This is a genomic window from Cellulosimicrobium sp. 4261 (assembly GCF_040546915.1).
In the GTDB taxonomy this organism is placed as follows: Bacteria; Actinomycetota; Actinomycetes; order Actinomycetales; family Cellulomonadaceae; genus Cellulosimicrobium; species Cellulosimicrobium cinnabarinum.
In genome coordinates this window covers 216967-234229 of sequence record NZ_JBEPOQ010000005.1, presented here as the reverse complement: position 1 = coordinate 234229, position 17263 = coordinate 216967, and the positions used below count along the sequence as shown (strand labels likewise).

Sequence of the window (17263 nt, the reverse complement as noted above, 5' to 3'; positions counted from 1 at the left end):
CGACGAGGAACCGGCTAGAGGGCCTCGCCGCGGCAACGAAGGAGGAGCCGCCGCATCAGGTGCACGACGCCACTGTACTCCTCCGTCGCCGGCGCGCCCGGGACGTCCGCTCCTCGGGCACGCCGTCCGGGGCACCCGGCCGCGCCGCGGGCGAGGAACGCCCGGCCGGCCCTCGCGCGGAGGACCGGCCGGGCGTCGGGGTGCGTCAGCCGCGCCGCGAGCGCAGCGCCGCGTCGACCGCGGGGTCGCCGAGGTTGCCGAGCCACTCGAGCAGCGCCGGGTACGTCGACGGGTTGGCCGCGACCTGGGGCCGCAGGTGCGGGGCGTCCTGGACGATCTGCGCCAGGACCTCGAGCGGCGTGCCCGGGTCGAGCGCCTGCGCCGCGGTGAAGCCCGCCGGCTGGGCCGGGGGCGCGTACGACGGCTGCTGCGCCGCGGGCTGCTGGGCGTACCCCTGCTGACCGTAGCCCTGCTGGTCGTAGCCCTGCGGCGCGTAGCCCTGCTGGCCAGCCCCGGAGGTCGGGTACCCCTGCTGCTGGCCGTAGCCCTGCTGCTGGTACCCCTGTCCGGGCTGCTGGGCGGTCGGCTGCGGGCCGGTGCCCGGCTGCTCCTCCTGGTAGGCGGGCAGCACCGCGGTCGACGGGCCCTCGTCGGGCGTGAGACCGGGACGCGCGGCGGACCCGCTGCGCTCCGGCTCGACCGGCTGGACCGGCAGCACCTCGGTCGCGTCGGACCCCGCGGCGAACCGGCGGTCCGGGGCCTGCTGCGTCGGGACCGGCCCGGTGTGCCCGGCCGGCGGGTAGGCGCCCGTCGGTCCGGTGGCCGGGTAGGCGCCCGCGCCCGGGTAGGGACCCGTGTGCCCGGTCGTCGGGTGCGCGCCGGTCGGCGGACCCGACGGGGCGGGCGCGGGCCGGGCCGGCTTGGGCGGCTTCGGCGCGGGCGGCTGCCACACGTAGGCGCGTGCCGCCTCGGCACCGGTCGCCGCAGGCACGGGACGGTGCTCGGCGAAGTACGCACGGACCTCGCGCGGGACGGTCAGTGCCCCGACGACGAGCAGCGGGAGGCCGAACGCGAGCAGCACGTGCTCCACGCCGCCGCCCAGCACGACACGGTTCGACGTCACGACGAGCAGGACGATACCGAGCAGCGCGACGACGCCGGCGCCGCCGAGCGCGAGCGGACGCCCGGTCGCGGCGTCGCGCACGAGCGAGCGGCGGGCGACGAACGCGACGGCCGCGGCGAGGACCCCGACGATCACGGCGAGGACGACCGGGACGCCGCGTGCGCCGTCGGCCAGGGTGAGCACGGCGCTCACGGCGACGTAGCCCGCGACGACGAGCACGAGGTCGAGGACGTTGACGGCCACGCGCACCCAGGTGGTCACCGGGTCCGCCGCGGCCATCGCGCGGTGCACGGCGGGCGCCGCGGCGACGGCCGCGAGCGCCGGGACGAGCACGAGCCCGAACCGGCCGCCGTGCGTGCTCTCGATCGTCACGAGCCCGTTGTTGCCCGAGCCGAGGACGAACCCGACGGCGAGCATGACGCCCAGCCCGACGAGCGTGAGGCGCGCGGCCTCGGACCGGCGCCACGTGCCGTACGTCGGCAGCCCGGCGAGCGCGAGGACGAACACCGCGGCCACGATCACCAGCAGCACGAACAGGGCGCCGCCGAGGCGCGTGCCGGCGGCGGTGAGGATCACCGTGAGCAGCACGGTGAGGGCGAGGAGCGCCGCGAGCGCGAGGAGCGCCTGGAGCCACCGGTCGGTGACCGCGCGGTCCTGGTCCTGCGGCCCGAGCTCGCTCTCGCGCGGCTGCGCCGCGAGGAGCGCGCCCGCGAGCCCGAGCGCGGCGGCGGAGCCGATCCCGCCCCAGCCGTCGGCGAGGTCGCCGCCGCCCACGACGTCGACGACGAGGTAGACGAGCACGAGCAGCACGTACGGCGCGTTGGCGAGCAGGCGGACCTTGCGGGTGGTGTGCACGGTCCACGTCGTCGGGAGCACGCCCGTGCGTGCGAGGTACGGCAGCGCGAGCGTCAGCAGCGAGAGGATCGTCAGCAGGACGACCTCGATCTTGTCCGACGCGCGGCTCGACACGTCCCACGGCAGCGCCAGGGAGACGAGCAGGAGCAGCGCGGCGACGCCGTCGCGCACGTAGTCGCTCACGGGGATCCCGGCGAAGGGCGACGCCGTGGCGGTCGCGGTCGTGGCGCCGGCGGTCTCGCGCGCCGAGCCCTGGTCGCTCTCCCCGGCCCGCGCGGCGCCCGCCGCGTCCGGGTCCGACCCTGCCGAGCCCGTCGCACCGTGCGGTGCGCGCTCGGCCGTGGAGTCCCCGTCACCCGCCGCGGCGCCCTGGGGCGCCGGGGTCGGCCCGGTGCCCGCAGCACCGGGCTGCGGGTCCTCGGCCGGCTCTGTCTGGTTGGTCATCGTGCACTCCCTACGCTGTCGCGCGGTGCCGGTCGCACGCACGCCGGGCCGAGGGGCCCCGACCGTTTCTACCGGTTCATCACGTGCGGCTCAAGCGCCCACGCGGCCCGGAACCACCATCCGGACGGTGCCGACGGCGGCGCAGGGCGTCGCGCCCCCACCGCCTCACGAGACGGCCGTCAGCCCGCCGGTCCCGAGCAGGAAGAGCCGGCCCTCGACCGCGAGCACGTCGTACGTGCCCTCCGGCAGCGTCCACCGCCACTCGACCGCCCCGTCGTCGAGCGCGATCGACACGAGCCCCGGCTGGCGGCGCTGCCGCTCCGTGACGAACAGGGACCGGCCGTCGGTGAGCACCGGCCCAGGCCCACCGTCCTCGAGCGTGACCGCCCACGCCTCCGCGCCCGTGCGGGCGTCGACGCTGCGGTAGGCCGAGTCCGTCTGGACGACGACGCGCCCGTCGACGCGCGCGACGGCGCGGATCCCGGTGCCCGGCAGCGACCAGAGCTCCGAGCCGGTCGCGGCGTCCACGCCCACGATGCTCCCGAACGTGTTGGTGACGATCACGCCCGGCGCAGACCCGTCCGACAGGGGCGCCTCGAGCACGCGGCCGGAGATCCGGAACGCAGGCTCGCCCGTGGCGGTGAACACCGTGGCGGTGCCGCGGCCGTACTCGTTGCCGACGTAGCGCCCGTCCTGGAGCCGGACGATGGTCCACACGTCGTCCTCGACGAGCGACAGGCCGTCCTCCGTGAGCGCCGCCGCCACGCCCGGCGCGAGGACGTCCACGACGCCGCGGCGCACGTCGAGCACGACGTCGCCGCCGCTCCCGAGACCGTCGTGCGCGAGCGACCGCTCCCACCGGACCTCTCCCGTCGCGGCGTCCTCGCGCACGACCACCACCTCGTCGCCTCGCCACCACGCCCGCACGACGTCCGTCGCGCCGACCGGCACCACGGACAGGCGCCCGGCCGTCTCGGCCGTGCGCTCCCCCACGACCTCGCCGGTCGTCGCGCGCACGGTCGTGAGCCGGGCCACCTGCTCGCGCCACCCCGTCGGGACGGCGCACACGACCACCTCGCGCGCGGGCTCGCCCGAGGCCGGCAGGCACGTGGCGCGGTCGCCGAGGCGCTCGGACCGCCAGAGGACCGTCCCGTCCGCGACGGAGTACGCGGTGAGCGCCCCGTCGACGGTCACGACGGCGCCGACCGCGGGGACGACCTCGGTGCCGGGCTCGACGGGGACCGTCCAGCGCGGCTCCGGCGAGTCGTCGAGCGGGCGCAGCCCTCCCGCGAGCGCGGTGACGTCGACGGGTCGCGCGTCCTCCGTCGACGCGGTGAAGGCGACGGAGCCGGCGAACGCGACGGCGACCGCGAGCGCCACCCACGGGACCGGGTGCAGGTACCAGGGTCGCCGCGTCGCGCGCCCGTCCGGGGGCTCGCCGACCTCGGCGGACCGGGGCGGCCGGCGGATGTCGGACCGCGGCGGACGGGGCTCGGCGGACGCCGCGGGCGTGCCTCGGCTCGCGCGCTCTCCGCGCGGCAGCGGCAGCACGTCGCGGGCCGCCCGGCCGGGGTGCCGTCCCCGGACGGCGGTCGTCGTGGCGTCGTCCCGGGGTCGTGGCTCGTCGCGCGCAGGACGGGAGGGGGCCTCGGCGGAGCCGCCGAGCGCGGCATCGAGGGCGGCGTCGAACCGGTCGTCGGTCCGTAGCTCGGCCGGCAGGAGCTCGAAGCCGCCGGTCGCCGTCCCGGCACCGTCCGTCGTCGGCTCGTGGGTGGCGTGCCCGGCACGAGCCGCCCGGTCCTGCGCGAGCCGACGGCGCCTCACCCGTCCACGATACGCACGCCCACCGGGCCGCGCCGGGCGAGCGGCGGCACGACCGCCTCGGCCCGGACGACGGCGCACCGGCGCGGTCAGATGCCGAGCTGGTAGACGCCCCAGTACGCGAGGATGACGAGCAGGACCGTGGCGCCCGCGACGACGCACCACAGCATGACGCGCGGGGTCACGCCCCGCGCGACCTGCAGCGCGCTCGCGCCCTCCTCCGCGGCGACCACCTGGTCGGTGCCCCGGCGCTCGTCGTGCGCGCGGCGTGCGGAGCGGACCTCGGCCGCCCGGTTCACCAGCAGAGCGCCCGCGACGAGCGTCGCGAGACCGACGAGCCGCACCCCGATCCAGCCGCCCTGCACGACCCACGCGTCCTTCTCGTAGTCGAGCGCGAGCCGCGCCGTCGCCACGAGGTACACGACGAGCGCGACCGTCGTCGCGAACGCGCCGACCCCGAGGCCCAGCAGCGGTACCCGGAAGCCCGGGGCGAGGCCGGCGGGGGCGCCCGGCCGGCCCGCCACCCGCCGCAGCCGGCGCACGAGACCGCCGACGAGGCCGACGAGCGGGCCGAGCACGAGCAGCCCGACGGCGGCGAGGACGAGGCCGACGAACAGGTCGCCGTTGCCCAGCCAGCGCGGCGACGGGACCGGCCCGGCGAGGTACTGCTGCGTGGGCTCCGCGCCCGCGACCTGCGGCAGCGCGGTCGCGCTCGCGGGCAGGGACGTCACCCAGGCGCTCACGTCCCGCGGGAAGTCGGGCACGAGCACGTCGTCGATCTTGATCCCGTGGTTCGCGTCCGCGTAGTAGCGCACGGTGACGTCCGCCCCGCCCGGCACCTGCGACGACGGCCCGGTGGCGTCGAGGATCTGCCGCGCCCCCTGCTCGACGGGCATCGACGGGTCCGCCGTGCCGTACACGACGAGCACCGGCTGCGTGAGCCGCTCGAGGAACGGCTCGACGTCGAAGTCCGCGTACTCGAACCCGCCGCCGGGGATCGCCATCCCGACGGCTCGCGGGATCGCCCGGAACACCCCGTGGGGCACGTCGGTGTTGCGCAGGTAGCTGTCGACCGCGAACGCGGCCTGCTGGCGCGGCGGCACGACGGGCGCGGACACCAGGACGGTGAACGCGATGGTCGGGTCGTCGGCGGCCATCACGGGCACGATCCACGTGCCCTCGGACTCCCCGTACAGCCCCACGCGTCCCGGGTCCACTCCCGGGCGGGCGCGCAGGAGGTCCACGGAGTGGGCGTAGTCGCGCGCCATCGCCTCGTAGTCACGGTGACGCGTGGTGTAGGTGTCCAGGCGCTTGTCCGGGACGAGGGTCACGACGCCCGCGCTCGCGAGGTCGGTCGCGACGTCCACGAACGCCTCCGACGCCAGGCCGGTCCCTGCCCCGTGCACGAACACCATGCCCGGGAGGTCGTCGCCCGCGTCGACGGGCTCGCGCAGCACGCCCCCGACCGTCGCGCCGTCGAGCCGGACCGTCACGTCCGTCTCGCGCACGTCGTAGGTGCCGACCGGGGCGGCCCCGCCGGGCGGCTGCCCGCCGACGGTCGTGTCGGGCGTCTCGGGGACGAGGTGCTCGGTCACGGGCACCGGGTCCCACTGCGGCCCGGTGACCGCTCCGACGATCGCGAGGACGATCGCGAGGGCTGCCGTCGTCGCGGCGGTCCGGAAGATCACCGAGGAATCGTACGTCGCGGGCCGCCGGCCGGTCCCTGATGCCGTCCCGACGACGGCACGGGGGACGTCCCCCCGCGTCAGAAGCCGAGCCGGTGGAGCTGCTTGGGGTCGCGCTGCCAGTCCTTGGCGACCTTCACGTGCAGGTCGAGGTAGACCCTCGCCCCCAGCAGCGCCTCGATGCCGTGCCGTGCGCGCGTCCCGACCTCGCGCAGCCGCGACCCGCCCCGGCCGATGACGATCGCTTTCTGCGAGTCGCGCTCGACGAAGAGGTTGACGCGCACGTCGAGCAGCGGCGGGCGCCCCGCGGTCTCGTCGCCGCTGCCCTCGCGGGGCACGATCTCCTCGACCTGGACCGCGAGCGAGTGCGGCAGCTCGTCGCGCACGCCCTCGAGCGCCGCCTCGCGCACGAGCTCGGCGACCATGACGGCCTCCGGCTCGTCCGTGAGCTCGCCGCCCGGGTAGAGCTCGGGGCCCTCGGGCAGGTGGGAGACGAGGACGTCGGTGAGCACGTCGACCTGGTAGCCGTCCTGGGCGGAGACGGGCACGATGTCGGCCCAGCCGCCCGCCGCCTCCCCCAGCCGGTCGACCGCCAGCAGGTGCGCGGCGAGCGTGCCGCGGTCCACGAGGTCGGCCTTCGTCACGACCGCGACCACGGGCGTGCCGCGGCGACCCCGCATGAGCTCCGCGAGCTCGTTCGCGATGAAGCGGTCGCCCGGGCCGATCTTCTGGTCGGCGGGCAGGCAGAACGCGATGACGTCGACCTGGGTGAGGGTCTCGCGCACGAGGTCGTTGAGACGCTCCCCGAGCAGCGTGCGGGGGCGGTGCAGCCCCGGGGTGTCCACGAGGACGAGCTGCGCGTCGGGGCGGTGCACGATCCCGCGGATCGTGTGGCGCGTCGTCTGGGGGCGCCCGGAGGTGATCGCCACCTTCTGGCCGACCAGCGCGTTCGTCAGGGTCGACTTGCCCGCGTTGGGCCGCCCGACGAGGCAGGCGAAGCCGGAGCGGTGCTCGGGGGTGGTCGTGCTCACGGGGTGTCCTTCACGGTGGGGAGGGGCTGACGGGTGTCGGCCGCGGGGTGGGGATCGTCCGGCTCGGCGTCCGGGGCGTCGGGCGAGGTCGCGGCGGAGACGAGGACGGTCGCGAGCTGCTTGCGGCGGCCCTGGACGCGGTCGGCCTCGAGGCGCAGACCGTGGACCTCCGCCACGGAGCCGGGCAGCGGGACCTTGCCGAGCGCCTTGGCGAGCAGGCCGCCCACGGTGTCCACGTCGTCGTCGTCCAGGCCGAGGCCGAAGAGCTCGCCGAGCTCCTCGACGCCGAGGCGGGCGGGCACGCGCAGGACGCCGTCGCCCAGGTCCTCGACCTCGGGCTCCGGGCGGTCGTGCTCGTCCGTGAGCTCGCCCACGATCTCCTCGAGCGCGTCCTCGATCGTCACGAGACCCGCGACGCCGCCGTACTCGTCGACGACCATCGCGATGTGCGACGACGACGCCTGCATCTCGCGCAGCAGGTCGTCCACCGGCTTGGACTCGGGCACGAAGATCGCGGGGCGCGCGACCTCGCCCACGGGCCGCGCGTCGGTCCCGGGGCCGCCCTGCAGGACGCGCACGACGTCCTTGAAGTAGGCGACGCCCACGAGGTCGTCCGCGGAGGTGCCCGTCACCGGGATGCGGGAGAAGCCGGAGCGCAGGAAGAGCGAGAGGGTCTTGCGCAGGGGCGTGTCGCGCGACGTCGTGACCATGTCGGTGCGGGGCACCATGACCTCGCGCGTGAGGGTGCTCCCGAGCTCGAACACGGAGCGGATGAGCTCGCGCTCCTCCTCCTCGATGACCTCGGACTCGTTGACGCGGTCCACCATGTCCTGGAGCTCGCGCTGGTGCGCCCCCTCGTCGGGCGCCGGGGCGAGCCGCGTGAGCCAGCGCGTGGCCCCGACGACGACCGCGAGCAGGCGCGACAGGCTCAGCAGGACGCGCACGGCGTGCCGACGACCCAGCGACCGCGGGCTCACGCGCACCACGAGGAGCCCGACGACGACGCTCACCGCGAGCGCGACGAGCAGGACCTGCCACCACGGCTCGATCCACGCCGCGACGAGCAGCGTGAGGCACGTGACCGCCGCGACCTCCGCGACGACGCGCACGAAGCCGACGGAGCGCACGGTCGCCGCCGGGTCCGCGAGCAGCGCGAGCGCCCGACGGCCCTCCGGGCGGGCGGGCACGGACGCGTCGTCGCCCAGGGCTGCCTCCGTGACGGCGGCCCGCGTCACGCGCAGCACCGCGGCCTCGCCCGCGCTCAGCGCGGCCGCGAGCACGACCGTCAGGACGGTCAGGGCCGCCAGGAGCGCGACGGGTTCGCCGCTCACCGGCCTGCGAGGAAGGTCAGGAGCAGCTTGCGCTGCAGCGCGAACATCTCCTTCTCCTCCTCCGGCTCGGCGTGGTCGTAGCCGAGCAGGTGCAGGATGCCGTGCGTCGTGAGCAGGAGCATCTCCTCCGCGGTCGAGTGGCCCGCCGTCACCGCCTGCTGGGCGGCGACCTCCGGGCACAGCACGACGTCGCCGAGCTGGCCGGGGCCGGCGACCTCGCCGTCGCGCCCGGGCCGCAGCTCGTCCATGGGGAACGACAGCACGTCCGTCGGGCCGGGCTCGTCCATCCAGCGCACGTGCAGCTCGCTCATGACGTCCGTGTCGACGAAGAGGATCGACAGCTCGCTCTGCGGGTGCACGCGCATCGCGTCGAGCACGTACCGTGCCAGCGCCGCGAACTCGGCCTCGTCGACCTCGGCCTCGGTCTCGTTGTTGACCTCGATGCTCACGCGTCGTCCCTCGTCCGTCGGTCTCGTGCCGCGGGGCGTCCGCGGCGGTCGTCGTCGCGGCGGCGAGCGCCGCCGCTCGTCCCCTGTCGCGACGCCGGCGCCGTCGCGAGGTCCCAGCGCGCGTACGCGTCGATGATGTCGCTCACCAGCCGGTGCCGCACCACGTCGGAGGACGTGAGGCGACAGAACTCGACGTCGTCGACACCGGTGAGGACGTCCTCGATGACGCGCAGCCCCGACTGTGTGCCGCCCGGCAGGTCGACCTGCGTCGCGTCGCCCGTGATGACCATGCGGGACCCGAAGCCGAGGCGCGTGAGGAACATCTTCATCTGCTCGGTGGTCGTGTTCTGCGCCTCGTCGAGGATGATGAACGAGTCGTTGAGGCTGCGCCCGCGCATGAACGCGAGCGGCGCGACCTCGATCGTCCCGGCCTCGATGAGCTTGGGGATCGAGTCGGGGTCGATCATGTCGTGCAGCGCGTCGTACAGCGGGCGCAGGTACGGGTCGATCTTCTCCGTCAGCGAGCCGGGCAGGAACCCGAGCCGCTCCCCCGCCTCGACGGCCGGGCGCGTGAGGATGATGCGGTTGACCTGCTTCGACTGCAGCGCCTGCACGGCCTTGGCCATCGCAAGGTACGTCTTGCCCGTTCCCGCGGGGCCGATCCCGAACGTGATGGTGCTCGCGTCGATCGCCTCGACGTAGCGCTTCTGCCCCACGGTCTTCGGCCGGATGGTGCGGCCACGGCTCGACAGGATGTTGAGCGTCAGCACCTCGGCCGGCCGCGACACCGTCGCGGCGGTGAGCATCGCGATGGACCGCGAGACGACGTCGGCCGTGAGCTGGGTGCCGGCCTCCACGACCTCGACGAGCTCGTCGAGCAGGCGCGCGGCGAGCGCGACGTCCCCCGGGGGCCCGCCGACCGCGATCTCGTTGCCCCGCACGTGCACGTCGACGGCGGGGAACCCCTCCTCGACGGCCCGGAGCACGGAGTCGCGGCTACCGAGGAGCGCCACCATCGGCACGTGGTTCGGGATGACGATGCGGTGCTCGACCCGGTGCGACGAGGGGTCGGGTTCTCGGGACAGAGAGGTCATGAGCCGGCTTGCGCCGCTGCGCTCCTTCGGTCGGGCAGTGGGTCCGGGACGGCCACCGCCCCGCAGATCGCTTCCATCGTACCGAGAGCGGCCGGGCGTCACACGCGCTTTCGCGCAGGGCTCAGGCGGGCGACCAGCCGAGCTCGGCGCCCGCGATGACGTGGCCGTGCACGTGGAACACGCTCTGGCCGGCGCGCGGCCCCGAGTTGAAGATGAGCCGGAACTGGCCGTCGGCCAGGTCGCCCGCCACCTCGTCCGCGAGCGCGACGACGTCGCCGAGCAGCTCCGGGTCCGCCGCCGCGAGCTGCGCGATGTCGCCGTGGTGGTCGCGCGGGACCACGAGCACGTGCACGGGAGCCTGCGGGTCGATGTCGCGGAACGCGATCGAGCGCTCGCTCGTCGCCACGACGTCGGCGGGCACCTCCCCCGCGACGATGCGGCAGAAGAGGCAGTCCGGGTCGGTGCGCAGGTCGGTGCTCGTCATGACCCCGAGGCTAGACCACGCGTCCCGGCCACGCCCCAGCGGCCGAGCCGCTCGGCGAGCAGCGCCACGGCCACCGGACCGGCGGTCGAGGTGCGCAGGACGTGGGGCCCGAGCCGCGCCGCGACCGCGCCGGCCTCCGTGAGGTCGGCGAGCTCGCGGTCGGAGATCCCGCCCTCCGGGCCGACGACGACCAGCACCTCGGGCGCGGGCGCGCCGTCCGTGGCCGGACCGGCGGGCAGGGCGACGTCGGCGAGCGGCGTCGTCGCCTCCTCGTGCAGGACGATCGCGCGACCGCCCGCGGCGACGACGTCGACGACCCGCGCCGCGAGGCCGCGCGAGTCGAGCGCGACCTCGACGCGGGGCAGGCGCGCGCGCCGGGCCTGCTTCGTCGCCGTGCGGACCGTCGCGAGCCACCGCGCGCGGGACTTCGCCGCGCGCTCGCCGCGCCACACGACGACCGAGCGCTCCGCCTGCCACGGCACGACCACGTCGACGCCGATCTCCGTCGCCGCCTCGATCGCCATCTCGTCGCGGTCGCCCTTGGCGAGCGCCTGGACGAGCGTCACGACGACGTCCGGCGCCGGCTCGCGGTCCACCTCCTGCACGAGGAGCGTCACGCGGCCCGACTCGGCGTGCTCGACGACGCACCGCAGCCGGAGCCCGTCGCCGTCGACGACGTCCACGCGCTCGCCCGCGCCGCGGCGCTGCACGACGCCCGCGTGCCGGCCCTCCGCGCCGTCGAGCACGTACCGGTCGCCGGGCGCGACGCCGTCGGTCCCCGTCTCGGCGAGGAACACCGGAGCACTCATGCGCGCGCCCCGCTCAGCGGCCGGACAGCTTGTCGCGCAGGCGCGAGAAGACGCCCGGGTGCGCGGCGGCGAGCCGGGGCTCGGGGCGCTCCTCGCCGCGCAGCGCGGCGAGCGAGCGCAGGAGCTGCTCCTGCTCGGGGTCGAGGGCCGTCGGCACCTGGACCTCGATGTGGACGTTGAGGTCGCCGCGCCCGCTGCCGTGCAGGTGCCCGACGCCGAGGTTCTTCAGCGTGACGATCTGGTTCGGCTGCGTGCCGGGGCGCAGGTCGATCTCCTGGAGCCCGTCGAGCGTCTCCAGCTCGAGCACGGTGCCGAGGGCGGCCGCCGTCATGGGCACCTGGAGGGTGCAGTGCAGGTCGTCGCCGCGGCGCACGAACGTGTCGTGGTTGCGCTCGCGGATCTCGACGTACAGGTCGCCCGCGGGGCCGCCGGCCGGGCCGACCTCGCCCTGCGCGGTGAGCTTGATGCGCGTGCCCGTGTCGACGCCCGCCGGGACGTTGACCGTGATGCTGCGGCGGCTGCGCACGCGGCCCTCGCCCGAGCACTCCGCGCACGGCTCGGGGATGACCGTGCCGAAGCCCTGGCACGCGGCGCACGGCGCGCTCGTCATGACCTGGCCGAGGAACGAGCGCGCGACGCGCTGGACCGTGCCGCGGCCGTGGCACACCTCGCACGTGCGGGGCGAGGTGCCCGGGCGGCAGCAGGTGCCGCCGCACGTACCGCAGACGACCGCCGTGTCGACCTGGAGCTCGCGCTGCGCGCCGAACGTCGCCTCGGAGAGGTCGATGTCGAGCCGCACGAGCGCGTCCTGGCCCCGGCGGGCGCGCGGGATCGGGCCCTGCTGCGCCTGGGCGCCGCCGAAGAACGTCTCGAAGATGTCCTGGAAGCCGAACCCGCCGCCCATGGGGCCGCCGCCTCCGCCACCGGGGGCGCTGGGGTCGACGCCGAGGTCGTACTGCTGGCGCTTCTCCGGGTTGGACAGCACCTCGTACGCGCGCGCGACGTCCTTGAAGCGGTCGCCCGCCTCCTCGCCCGCGACGTCCGGGTGCAGCTCGCGCGCGAGCTTGCGGTACGCCTTCTTGATCTGGTCCTGGCTGGCGTCACGGGCCACGCCGAGGATCTCGTAGTAGTCGCTCACACGTCACTCTCTGCTGGTGCGGGTCGTGAGGCCGGCGCGGGGCCGGTCGGGAGGGGTCGGGGGTGGTCGTCGAGCGGGCCCGCCGCGGGCGGGGAGACCGCGGGGCTCACGTGCCGAGCACCCGTGACAGGTAGCGCGCGACCGCGCGCACCGCCGCGATGGTGCCGGGGTAGTCCATGCGGGTCGGCCCGATCGAGCCGACGAGCGCGACCGTGTCACCGTCGTTACCGTAACCGGTCGTCACGACGGAGGTCTCCGCGAGGCCCTCGAGCTGGGTCTCGCGACCGATCCGGACGCTCACGCCCGACTCGGCGGCCATCTCGGTGAGCAGCCCGAGCAGGACGACCTGCTCCTCGAGCGCCTCGAGGACGGGGCGCAGCGCGTGCTCGAACCGCATGCCCGCGCGGGCGAGGTTCGCCGTGCCTGCGAGGACGAGGCGCTCCTCGCTCTCCTCCGCGAGCGTCTGGGCGACGAGGTCGCCCACCGCGCGGACGAGCGGGGCGTCGTCGGGGTGGAAGCTCTCGGTCACGGCGGCCAGACCGGGCGCGAGGTCCGAGAGGCGCTTGCCCGCGGCCGCGGCGTTGAGCCGTGCGCGCACCTCGACGAGGGTCCCCTCGTCCGGCAGGCTCGCGACCTCGAGCGTGCGCTGCTCGACGCGGCCCGTGTCCGTGATGATGACGACCAGGAGGCGCGACTCGCCGACGGGCACGAGCTCGAGGTGGCGCAGGCCCGACCGGCTCAGCGAGGGGTACTGCACGACGGCGACCTGCCCGGTGAGCTGCGCGAGCAGCCGCCCGGCGCGCGCGATGACGTCGTCGAGGTCCACGCCCTCGGACAGGAAGGTCTCGATGGCGCGCTTCTCCGGTGCGGACAGCGGCTTGACGCCCGAGAGGCGGTCCACGAAGAGCCGGTAGCCCTTGTCCGTCGGGATGCGGCCCGCGGACGTGTGCGGCTGCGCGATGTACCCCGCGTCCTCGAGGGCGGCCATGTCGTTGCGGATCGTGGCGGGCGAGACGCCGAGGCTGTGGCGCTCGGTGAGCACGCGCGACCCCACGGGCTCACGCGTCAGGACGTAGTCCTCGACGATGGCCCGCAGCACCTCGAGCCGGCGCTCCTCGCTCACGTCCACCTCCCGCGTGCCGCACCGTCGCCGCCCGGGCGGGCGTGCGGGCGTCGGCACTCTCGACCTCCGAGTGCCAATCCTACGCGTCCGCGCGGCCCGTCCGGCGGTCCTCCGCTCGTCGCGAACGCAGGTCGAGGAGCCCGACGGCGAGCGCGACCGTGACGAGGCCGATCGTCACCAGGAGGGCGCGCCCGGTCGCGTCCGCCGCCGAGTCGCCGCCCGCGAGGCCGCCGTAGTACACGGACAGGACGACGGAGATCCCGACGGCCGACCCGATGCGCTGGCCGAGCTGCAGCATGCTGCCCGCCACCCCGGCCCGGCTCACCGGCACCTCGGACAGCGTGAGCGTCTGGTTCGGCGCGATGACCGTCCCGCTGCCCGCACCGGCGACCAGCAGCGCGACCGCGAGCGCCGGGCCGACGGCGCCCGGGTCGTTCCCGAGCGTGCGCACGACGACCTCCGCGGCGACCACCCCGACGAGCACGAGCACCACGCCGACGACGACGAGCTCGCGGCCCCAGCGCGCGACCCAGCGGCCCGAGAACCACGCCGACACGCCCGACGCGACCGCGAACGGCGTGCCGACGAGCCCCGCCTGCAGCGGGGTGTACCCGAGCTCGTCCTGGAGGTAGAGCGTGACGACGAGGAAGATGCCCGTGAACCCCGCGAAGTACGCGAGGCCGAGCAGCGCGCCGTTGCGGAAGGACCCGAGCCCCACGACCTGCGGGTCGAGCACGGCCTCGCCCGTGCGGCGCTGGTAGCGCCGCTCCCACGCGACGGCGGCCACGAGCGCGCCGACGGCCGGCACGAGCCACCACCAGCGGGACACGTCGTCGCCGCGGCCCGTCGTCGTGACGAACGGCATCATCACGCCGAGGGTCGCGGCGCCGAGCAGGCCGAGCCCGACGAGGTCGAGCCGGCGCGGCCCGCGCGCAGCGCCCGAGCCGGTGCGCGGCGGCCCGGGCACGAGACGCCACGCGAACGGCAGGAGCACGGCGACGACGGGGATGTTGACGAGGAACACCCAGCGCCATCCCGTCTCGGGGCCGGCGGCCGCGATGATGAGGCCGCCCAGCAGGGGCCCGAGCGCGGTCGAGACACCGATCGTCGCGCCGAACATGCCGAACGCGCGCCCGCGCTCGTACCCGCGGAACTCCTGCTGGATCAGGCCGACGACCTGCGGGTTGAGCACCCCGGCGCTCACGCCCTGGAGCAGGCGCGCGACGCCCAGCCACGTGTCGGTGGGCGCGAGCCCGCACGCGAGGCTCATGAGCGCGAAGCCCACGAGCCCGGCGATGAACAGCGCGCGCCGAGCGCCGGCGTCGCCCAGGCGCCCGGCGGGCACCAGGGCGAGCCCGAAGGCGAGCGTGTAGCCCGCGACGACGAGCTGCAGCTCCGTGGGACCCGCGTCGAGCGACGACTCGATCGACGGCAGGGCCACGTTGACGATCGACACGTCGAGCGTCGTGATGAAGCCGACCGCGAGGCAGACCGGCAGCACGCGCCAGCGGTTCGGGTCCGGCTCGGCGCGCTCCTGGCTCATCGGTCCGTGGTACCACCCCGCCCCGGGAGCGCGCGCGCCGGGAGCCGTCGCCCGAGGTCGGCCCGAGGGTCCGAGGTCGGCCCGAGGGTCCGAGGTCGACCCTCGAGAGGCCGATCCGGCGACGCACGGGGCGATCTCGGCGGCGCACGGCGGACGCTGGCCTAGGGTGACGCCGTGTCCTTCGACCGCTACGGCTCCGACGTCCTCGGCGGCACGCCCGCCCCCTCCCACCACCGCGCGCGACCCGTGTCGCGCCCGCAGCCCGCGGAGCGCGGCCTCGTCGTCGAGGAGGTGCAGACCGGGTGGGTCGGCGCCGTCGTACGGGTCGAGAAGTCGGGCGGGATGCACGTCGTCGTGCTGGAGGACCGTGCGGGCCGGACCCGCACGTTCCCGCTCGGGCCCGGGTTCTGGGTCGACGGCGCGCCCGTCGAGCTCACCCCGCCCGTCACCTCCCGCGCCCCCGCCGCCCCGACGCGCACCGCGTCGGGCTCGCGGGCCGTCGTCGGGCAGCGGGCGCGCGTCGCGCGCGGGAGCCGCATCTGGGTCGAGGGCAAGCACGACGCCGAGCTCGTCGAGAAGGTGTGGGGCGACGACCTGCGCGTGGAGGGGGTCGTCGTCGAGCCGTTGCACGGCGTCGACGACCTCGCGGCCGCGCTCGCCGACTTCGGCCCGACGCCGCAGCGGCGCGTGGGCGTGCTCGTGGACCACCTCGTGCCCGGCAGCAAGGAGCGACGGATCGCCGACGAGGCGCTGCGACGCTCGCCCGCGGGCACGGTGCTCGTGCTCGGGCACCCGTACGTCGACGTCTGGCAGGCGGTGAAGCCGGCCCGGATCGGCCTGGAGCGGTGGCCCGTGATCGAGCGCGGCACCGAGTGGAAGCGCGGGATCCTGCGCGAGCTCGGCTGGCCCGCGGAGACCCCGGAGGACGTCGGCCGCGCGTGGCAGCGCATCCTCGGCACGGTGCGCACGTACGCCGACCTGGAGCCGTCGCTGCTCGGGCGCGTCGAGGAGCTCATCGACTTCGTCACCGCGCCCTGACCGGTCGCCCGGCGCCCGGGACGCACCCCGCCCGAGACGCACCGCGCCCCGGCACCGACGGGCGGCACCGGGGCGCGGCGAGGGCTGCGGCCGGGTGTCAGGCGGCCGGCACCCCACCCGTGAGACGGCGATAGGCGTAGCCGACGGCGACGTAGCTCAGCGGGATCGTCACGAAGAGCCCGAGCCCGCACGGGATCGCGCCGAGGATGTTGATCCCGACGAGAGCGAGCAGGAGCAGGAACACCTGCCCGAAGTTCTTCGCGACGAGCGAGAAGCTCGTGCGGATCGCCGTGATCGCGTCGACGCCCTGGTCGAGCGCGACGTAGTACACGAACGCCGAGAACAGCAGCATCGCGAGCCCGGGCAGGACGCACAGGAAGAACCCGATCCCGGACAGGACGCCGACGATGAGGGCGGCGAGCAGCACGTTGAGCACGTTGCCGATGCGGAAGAACGCGGCGACGTCGGGCCGACGCCCGTCCACCTCGTCGAGCGCGCCGCGCGTGAAGAACGCGGTGATGAGATAGCCGATGGCGGTGCCGACGATCCCGAGCAGCACGCTCGTGAAGGTGAGCCCGCCGAGGGCGGCGAAGTTCGTGTCGGAGTAGTCGAACTGGTCCTGGAACTGGTCGAACCCGCCCGTGATCCAGCTCCACGCGACGTTGACCGCGAGGAAGATCAGCGCGACGAGGATCCACGGCCCCAGGTTCGACGTGACGCGGCGCCACCCGTAGGAGATCGCGTCGCCGACGCCGAACGCCGGGCCCGTGTAGCCCGGTTGGCCGCCGTACCCTCCGGCGGCGCCCGGGTACGACCCGGGCGGCGGCGGGTACCCCCCGGCCGGGGGCGGGTATCCGCCGGCGGGCGGCGGGTACGCGCCGGACGGGGGCGGGTACGCGCCCGGCGGGGGTGCGGTCGGTCCCCCGGTCGCGCCGCCCGGCGCACCGGACGGGGCGCCGTAGGCACCCGGTGCCCCGTACGCGGGCGGGCCCGCCGGCGGGGCGGCCGGGTCGTGCGGGGCGGCCGGGTCGCGCGGGGCTCCACCGCCCGGGCCGTACGGCGAGGCGGGTGGCACGTCGCCCCCGGACGCCGCGGCGTCGGGCCGGTCGGGGCCCGGGCCCGACGGCGGCGTGGCGTCCGGCGGCGGGCCGCCCGCTCCGTCGGCGGGGGTGTGCTCGTCGTCGCGGGGCGGCTCGCCGCCCGGGTTCGTGGGGTCGGTCATCGTGCACCTCGTTCCTCGTCGTCACGTGCTGCGGGCCGCACGCTCCGTCGACGTGCTGGGTCCACCTTGGCGG

14 protein-coding genes are annotated in these 17263 nt (G+C 75.8%); 1 reads left to right on the top strand and 13 read right to left on the bottom strand.

Annotated features, from left to right (window positions below):
• Positions 1-205: 205 nt before the first annotated feature.
• From ABIE39_RS09070 to ABIE39_RS09015, 12 genes are all read right to left on the bottom strand, one after another.
• A complete protein-coding gene (locus ABIE39_RS09070; RefSeq protein ID WP_354051421.1) occupies positions 206-2422 on the bottom strand; it encodes a DUF7937 domain-containing protein in 2217 nt (738 codons plus the stop codon).
• A gap of 165 nt (positions 2423-2587) precedes the next feature.
• Positions 2588-4246, bottom strand: coding sequence for an outer membrane protein assembly factor BamB family protein (locus tag ABIE39_RS09065; protein ID WP_354051419.1), 1659 nt, complete (start codon positions 4244-4246; stop codon positions 2588-2590).
• A gap of 86 nt (positions 4247-4332) precedes the next feature.
• Positions 4333-5931 (bottom strand): acyl-CoA thioester hydrolase/BAAT C-terminal domain-containing protein, encoded by a 1599-nt coding sequence (locus tag ABIE39_RS09060; RefSeq protein WP_175008364.1) that lies wholly within the window; start codon positions 5929-5931, stop codon positions 4333-4335.
• 77 nt (positions 5932-6008) lie between these two features.
• Positions 6009-6959, bottom strand: coding sequence for a GTPase Era (gene era, locus ABIE39_RS09055; RefSeq protein WP_175008363.1), 951 nt, complete (start codon positions 6957-6959; stop codon positions 6009-6011).
• Positions 6956-8290: a hemolysin family protein gene (locus ABIE39_RS09050; RefSeq protein ID WP_354051417.1), complete on the bottom strand. Its 1335-nt coding sequence runs from the start codon at positions 8288-8290 to the stop codon at positions 6956-6958. The genes era and ABIE39_RS09050 overlap by 4 nt, the downstream gene beginning before the upstream one ends.
• Positions 8287-8739: an rRNA maturation RNase YbeY gene (ybeY, locus tag ABIE39_RS09045; protein WP_021482948.1), complete on the bottom strand. Its 453-nt coding sequence runs from the start codon at positions 8737-8739 to the stop codon at positions 8287-8289. The genes ABIE39_RS09050 and ybeY overlap by 4 nt, the downstream gene beginning before the upstream one ends.
• Positions 8736-9833 carry a PhoH family protein gene (locus ABIE39_RS09040; protein ID WP_354051415.1) on the bottom strand — a complete coding sequence of 366 codons (1098 nt, stop codon included), beginning with the start codon at positions 9831-9833 and terminating at the stop codon, positions 8736-8738. Before ABIE39_RS09040 ends, ybeY begins: the two co-directional genes overlap by 4 nt.
• Positions 9834-9954: 121 nt before the next feature.
• The gene (locus ABIE39_RS09035) at positions 9955-10317 is read right to left on the bottom strand and encodes an HIT domain-containing protein (RefSeq protein WP_021482946.1); all 363 of its coding nucleotides are present in this window, start codon (positions 10315-10317) and stop codon (positions 9955-9957) included.
• Positions 10314-11126 carry a 16S rRNA (uracil(1498)-N(3))-methyltransferase gene (locus ABIE39_RS09030; RefSeq protein ID WP_175008360.1) on the bottom strand — a complete coding sequence of 271 codons (813 nt, stop codon included), beginning with the start codon at positions 11124-11126 and terminating at the stop codon, positions 10314-10316. Before ABIE39_RS09030 ends, ABIE39_RS09035 begins: the two co-directional genes overlap by 4 nt.
• Before the next feature lie 13 nt (positions 11127-11139).
• On the bottom strand, positions 11140-12264 hold the full coding sequence (gene dnaJ, locus ABIE39_RS09025; protein ID WP_043651775.1) for a molecular chaperone DnaJ: 1125 nt from the start codon (positions 12262-12264) through the stop codon (positions 11140-11142).
• A 106-nt stretch (positions 12265-12370) separates the two neighbouring features.
• On the bottom strand, positions 12371-13387 hold the full coding sequence (gene hrcA / locus ABIE39_RS09020) for a heat-inducible transcriptional repressor HrcA (RefSeq protein ID WP_175008359.1): 1017 nt from the start codon (positions 13385-13387) through the stop codon (positions 12371-12373).
• 79 nt (positions 13388-13466) lie between these two features.
• Complete coding sequence (locus ABIE39_RS09015; RefSeq protein ID WP_354051413.1) at positions 13467-14930, bottom strand: MFS transporter; 1464 nt, start codon at positions 14928-14930, stop codon at positions 13467-13469.
• Between the two features lie 174 nt (positions 14931-15104).
• Between ABIE39_RS09015 and ABIE39_RS09010 the strand changes: the two genes are divergently transcribed.
• Positions 15105-15968: a DUF3097 domain-containing protein gene (locus ABIE39_RS09010; protein WP_209829674.1), complete on the top strand. Its 864-nt coding sequence runs from the start codon at positions 15105-15107 to the stop codon at positions 15966-15968.
• A 97-nt stretch (positions 15969-16065) separates the two neighbouring features.
• Here the strand turns inward: ABIE39_RS09010 and ABIE39_RS09005 are convergent, their stop codons facing one another.
• The gene (locus ABIE39_RS09005; RefSeq protein ID WP_354051411.1) at positions 16066-17190 is read right to left on the bottom strand and encodes a DUF2189 domain-containing protein; all 1125 of its coding nucleotides are present in this window, start codon (positions 17188-17190) and stop codon (positions 16066-16068) included.
• Positions 17191-17263 lie beyond the last annotated feature (73 nt).

Excerpts from the sequence above, each read along its gene's own strand:
- ABIE39_RS09035 (WP_021482946.1), bottom strand. The coding sequence starts at position 10,317 with ATGACGAGCACCGACCTGCGCACCGACCCGGACTGCCTCTTCTGCCGC.
- ABIE39_RS09070 (WP_354051421.1), bottom strand. The coding sequence starts at position 2,422 with ATGACCAACCAGACAGAGCCGGCCGAGGACCCGCAGCCCGGTGCTGCG.
- ABIE39_RS09005 (WP_354051411.1), bottom strand. The coding sequence starts at position 17,190 with ATGACCGACCCCACGAACCCGGGCGGCGAGCCGCCCCGCGACGACGAG.
- ABIE39_RS09040 (WP_354051415.1), bottom strand. The coding sequence starts at position 9,833 with ATGACCTCTCTGTCCCGAGAACCCGACCCCTCGTCGCACCGGGTCGAG.
- ABIE39_RS09015 (WP_354051413.1), bottom strand. The coding sequence starts at position 14,930 with ATGAGCCAGGAGCGCGCCGAGCCGGACCCGAACCGCTGGCGCGTGCTG.
- ABIE39_RS09030 (WP_175008360.1), bottom strand. The coding sequence starts at position 11,126 with ATGAGTGCTCCGGTGTTCCTCGCCGAGACGGGGACCGACGGCGTCGCG.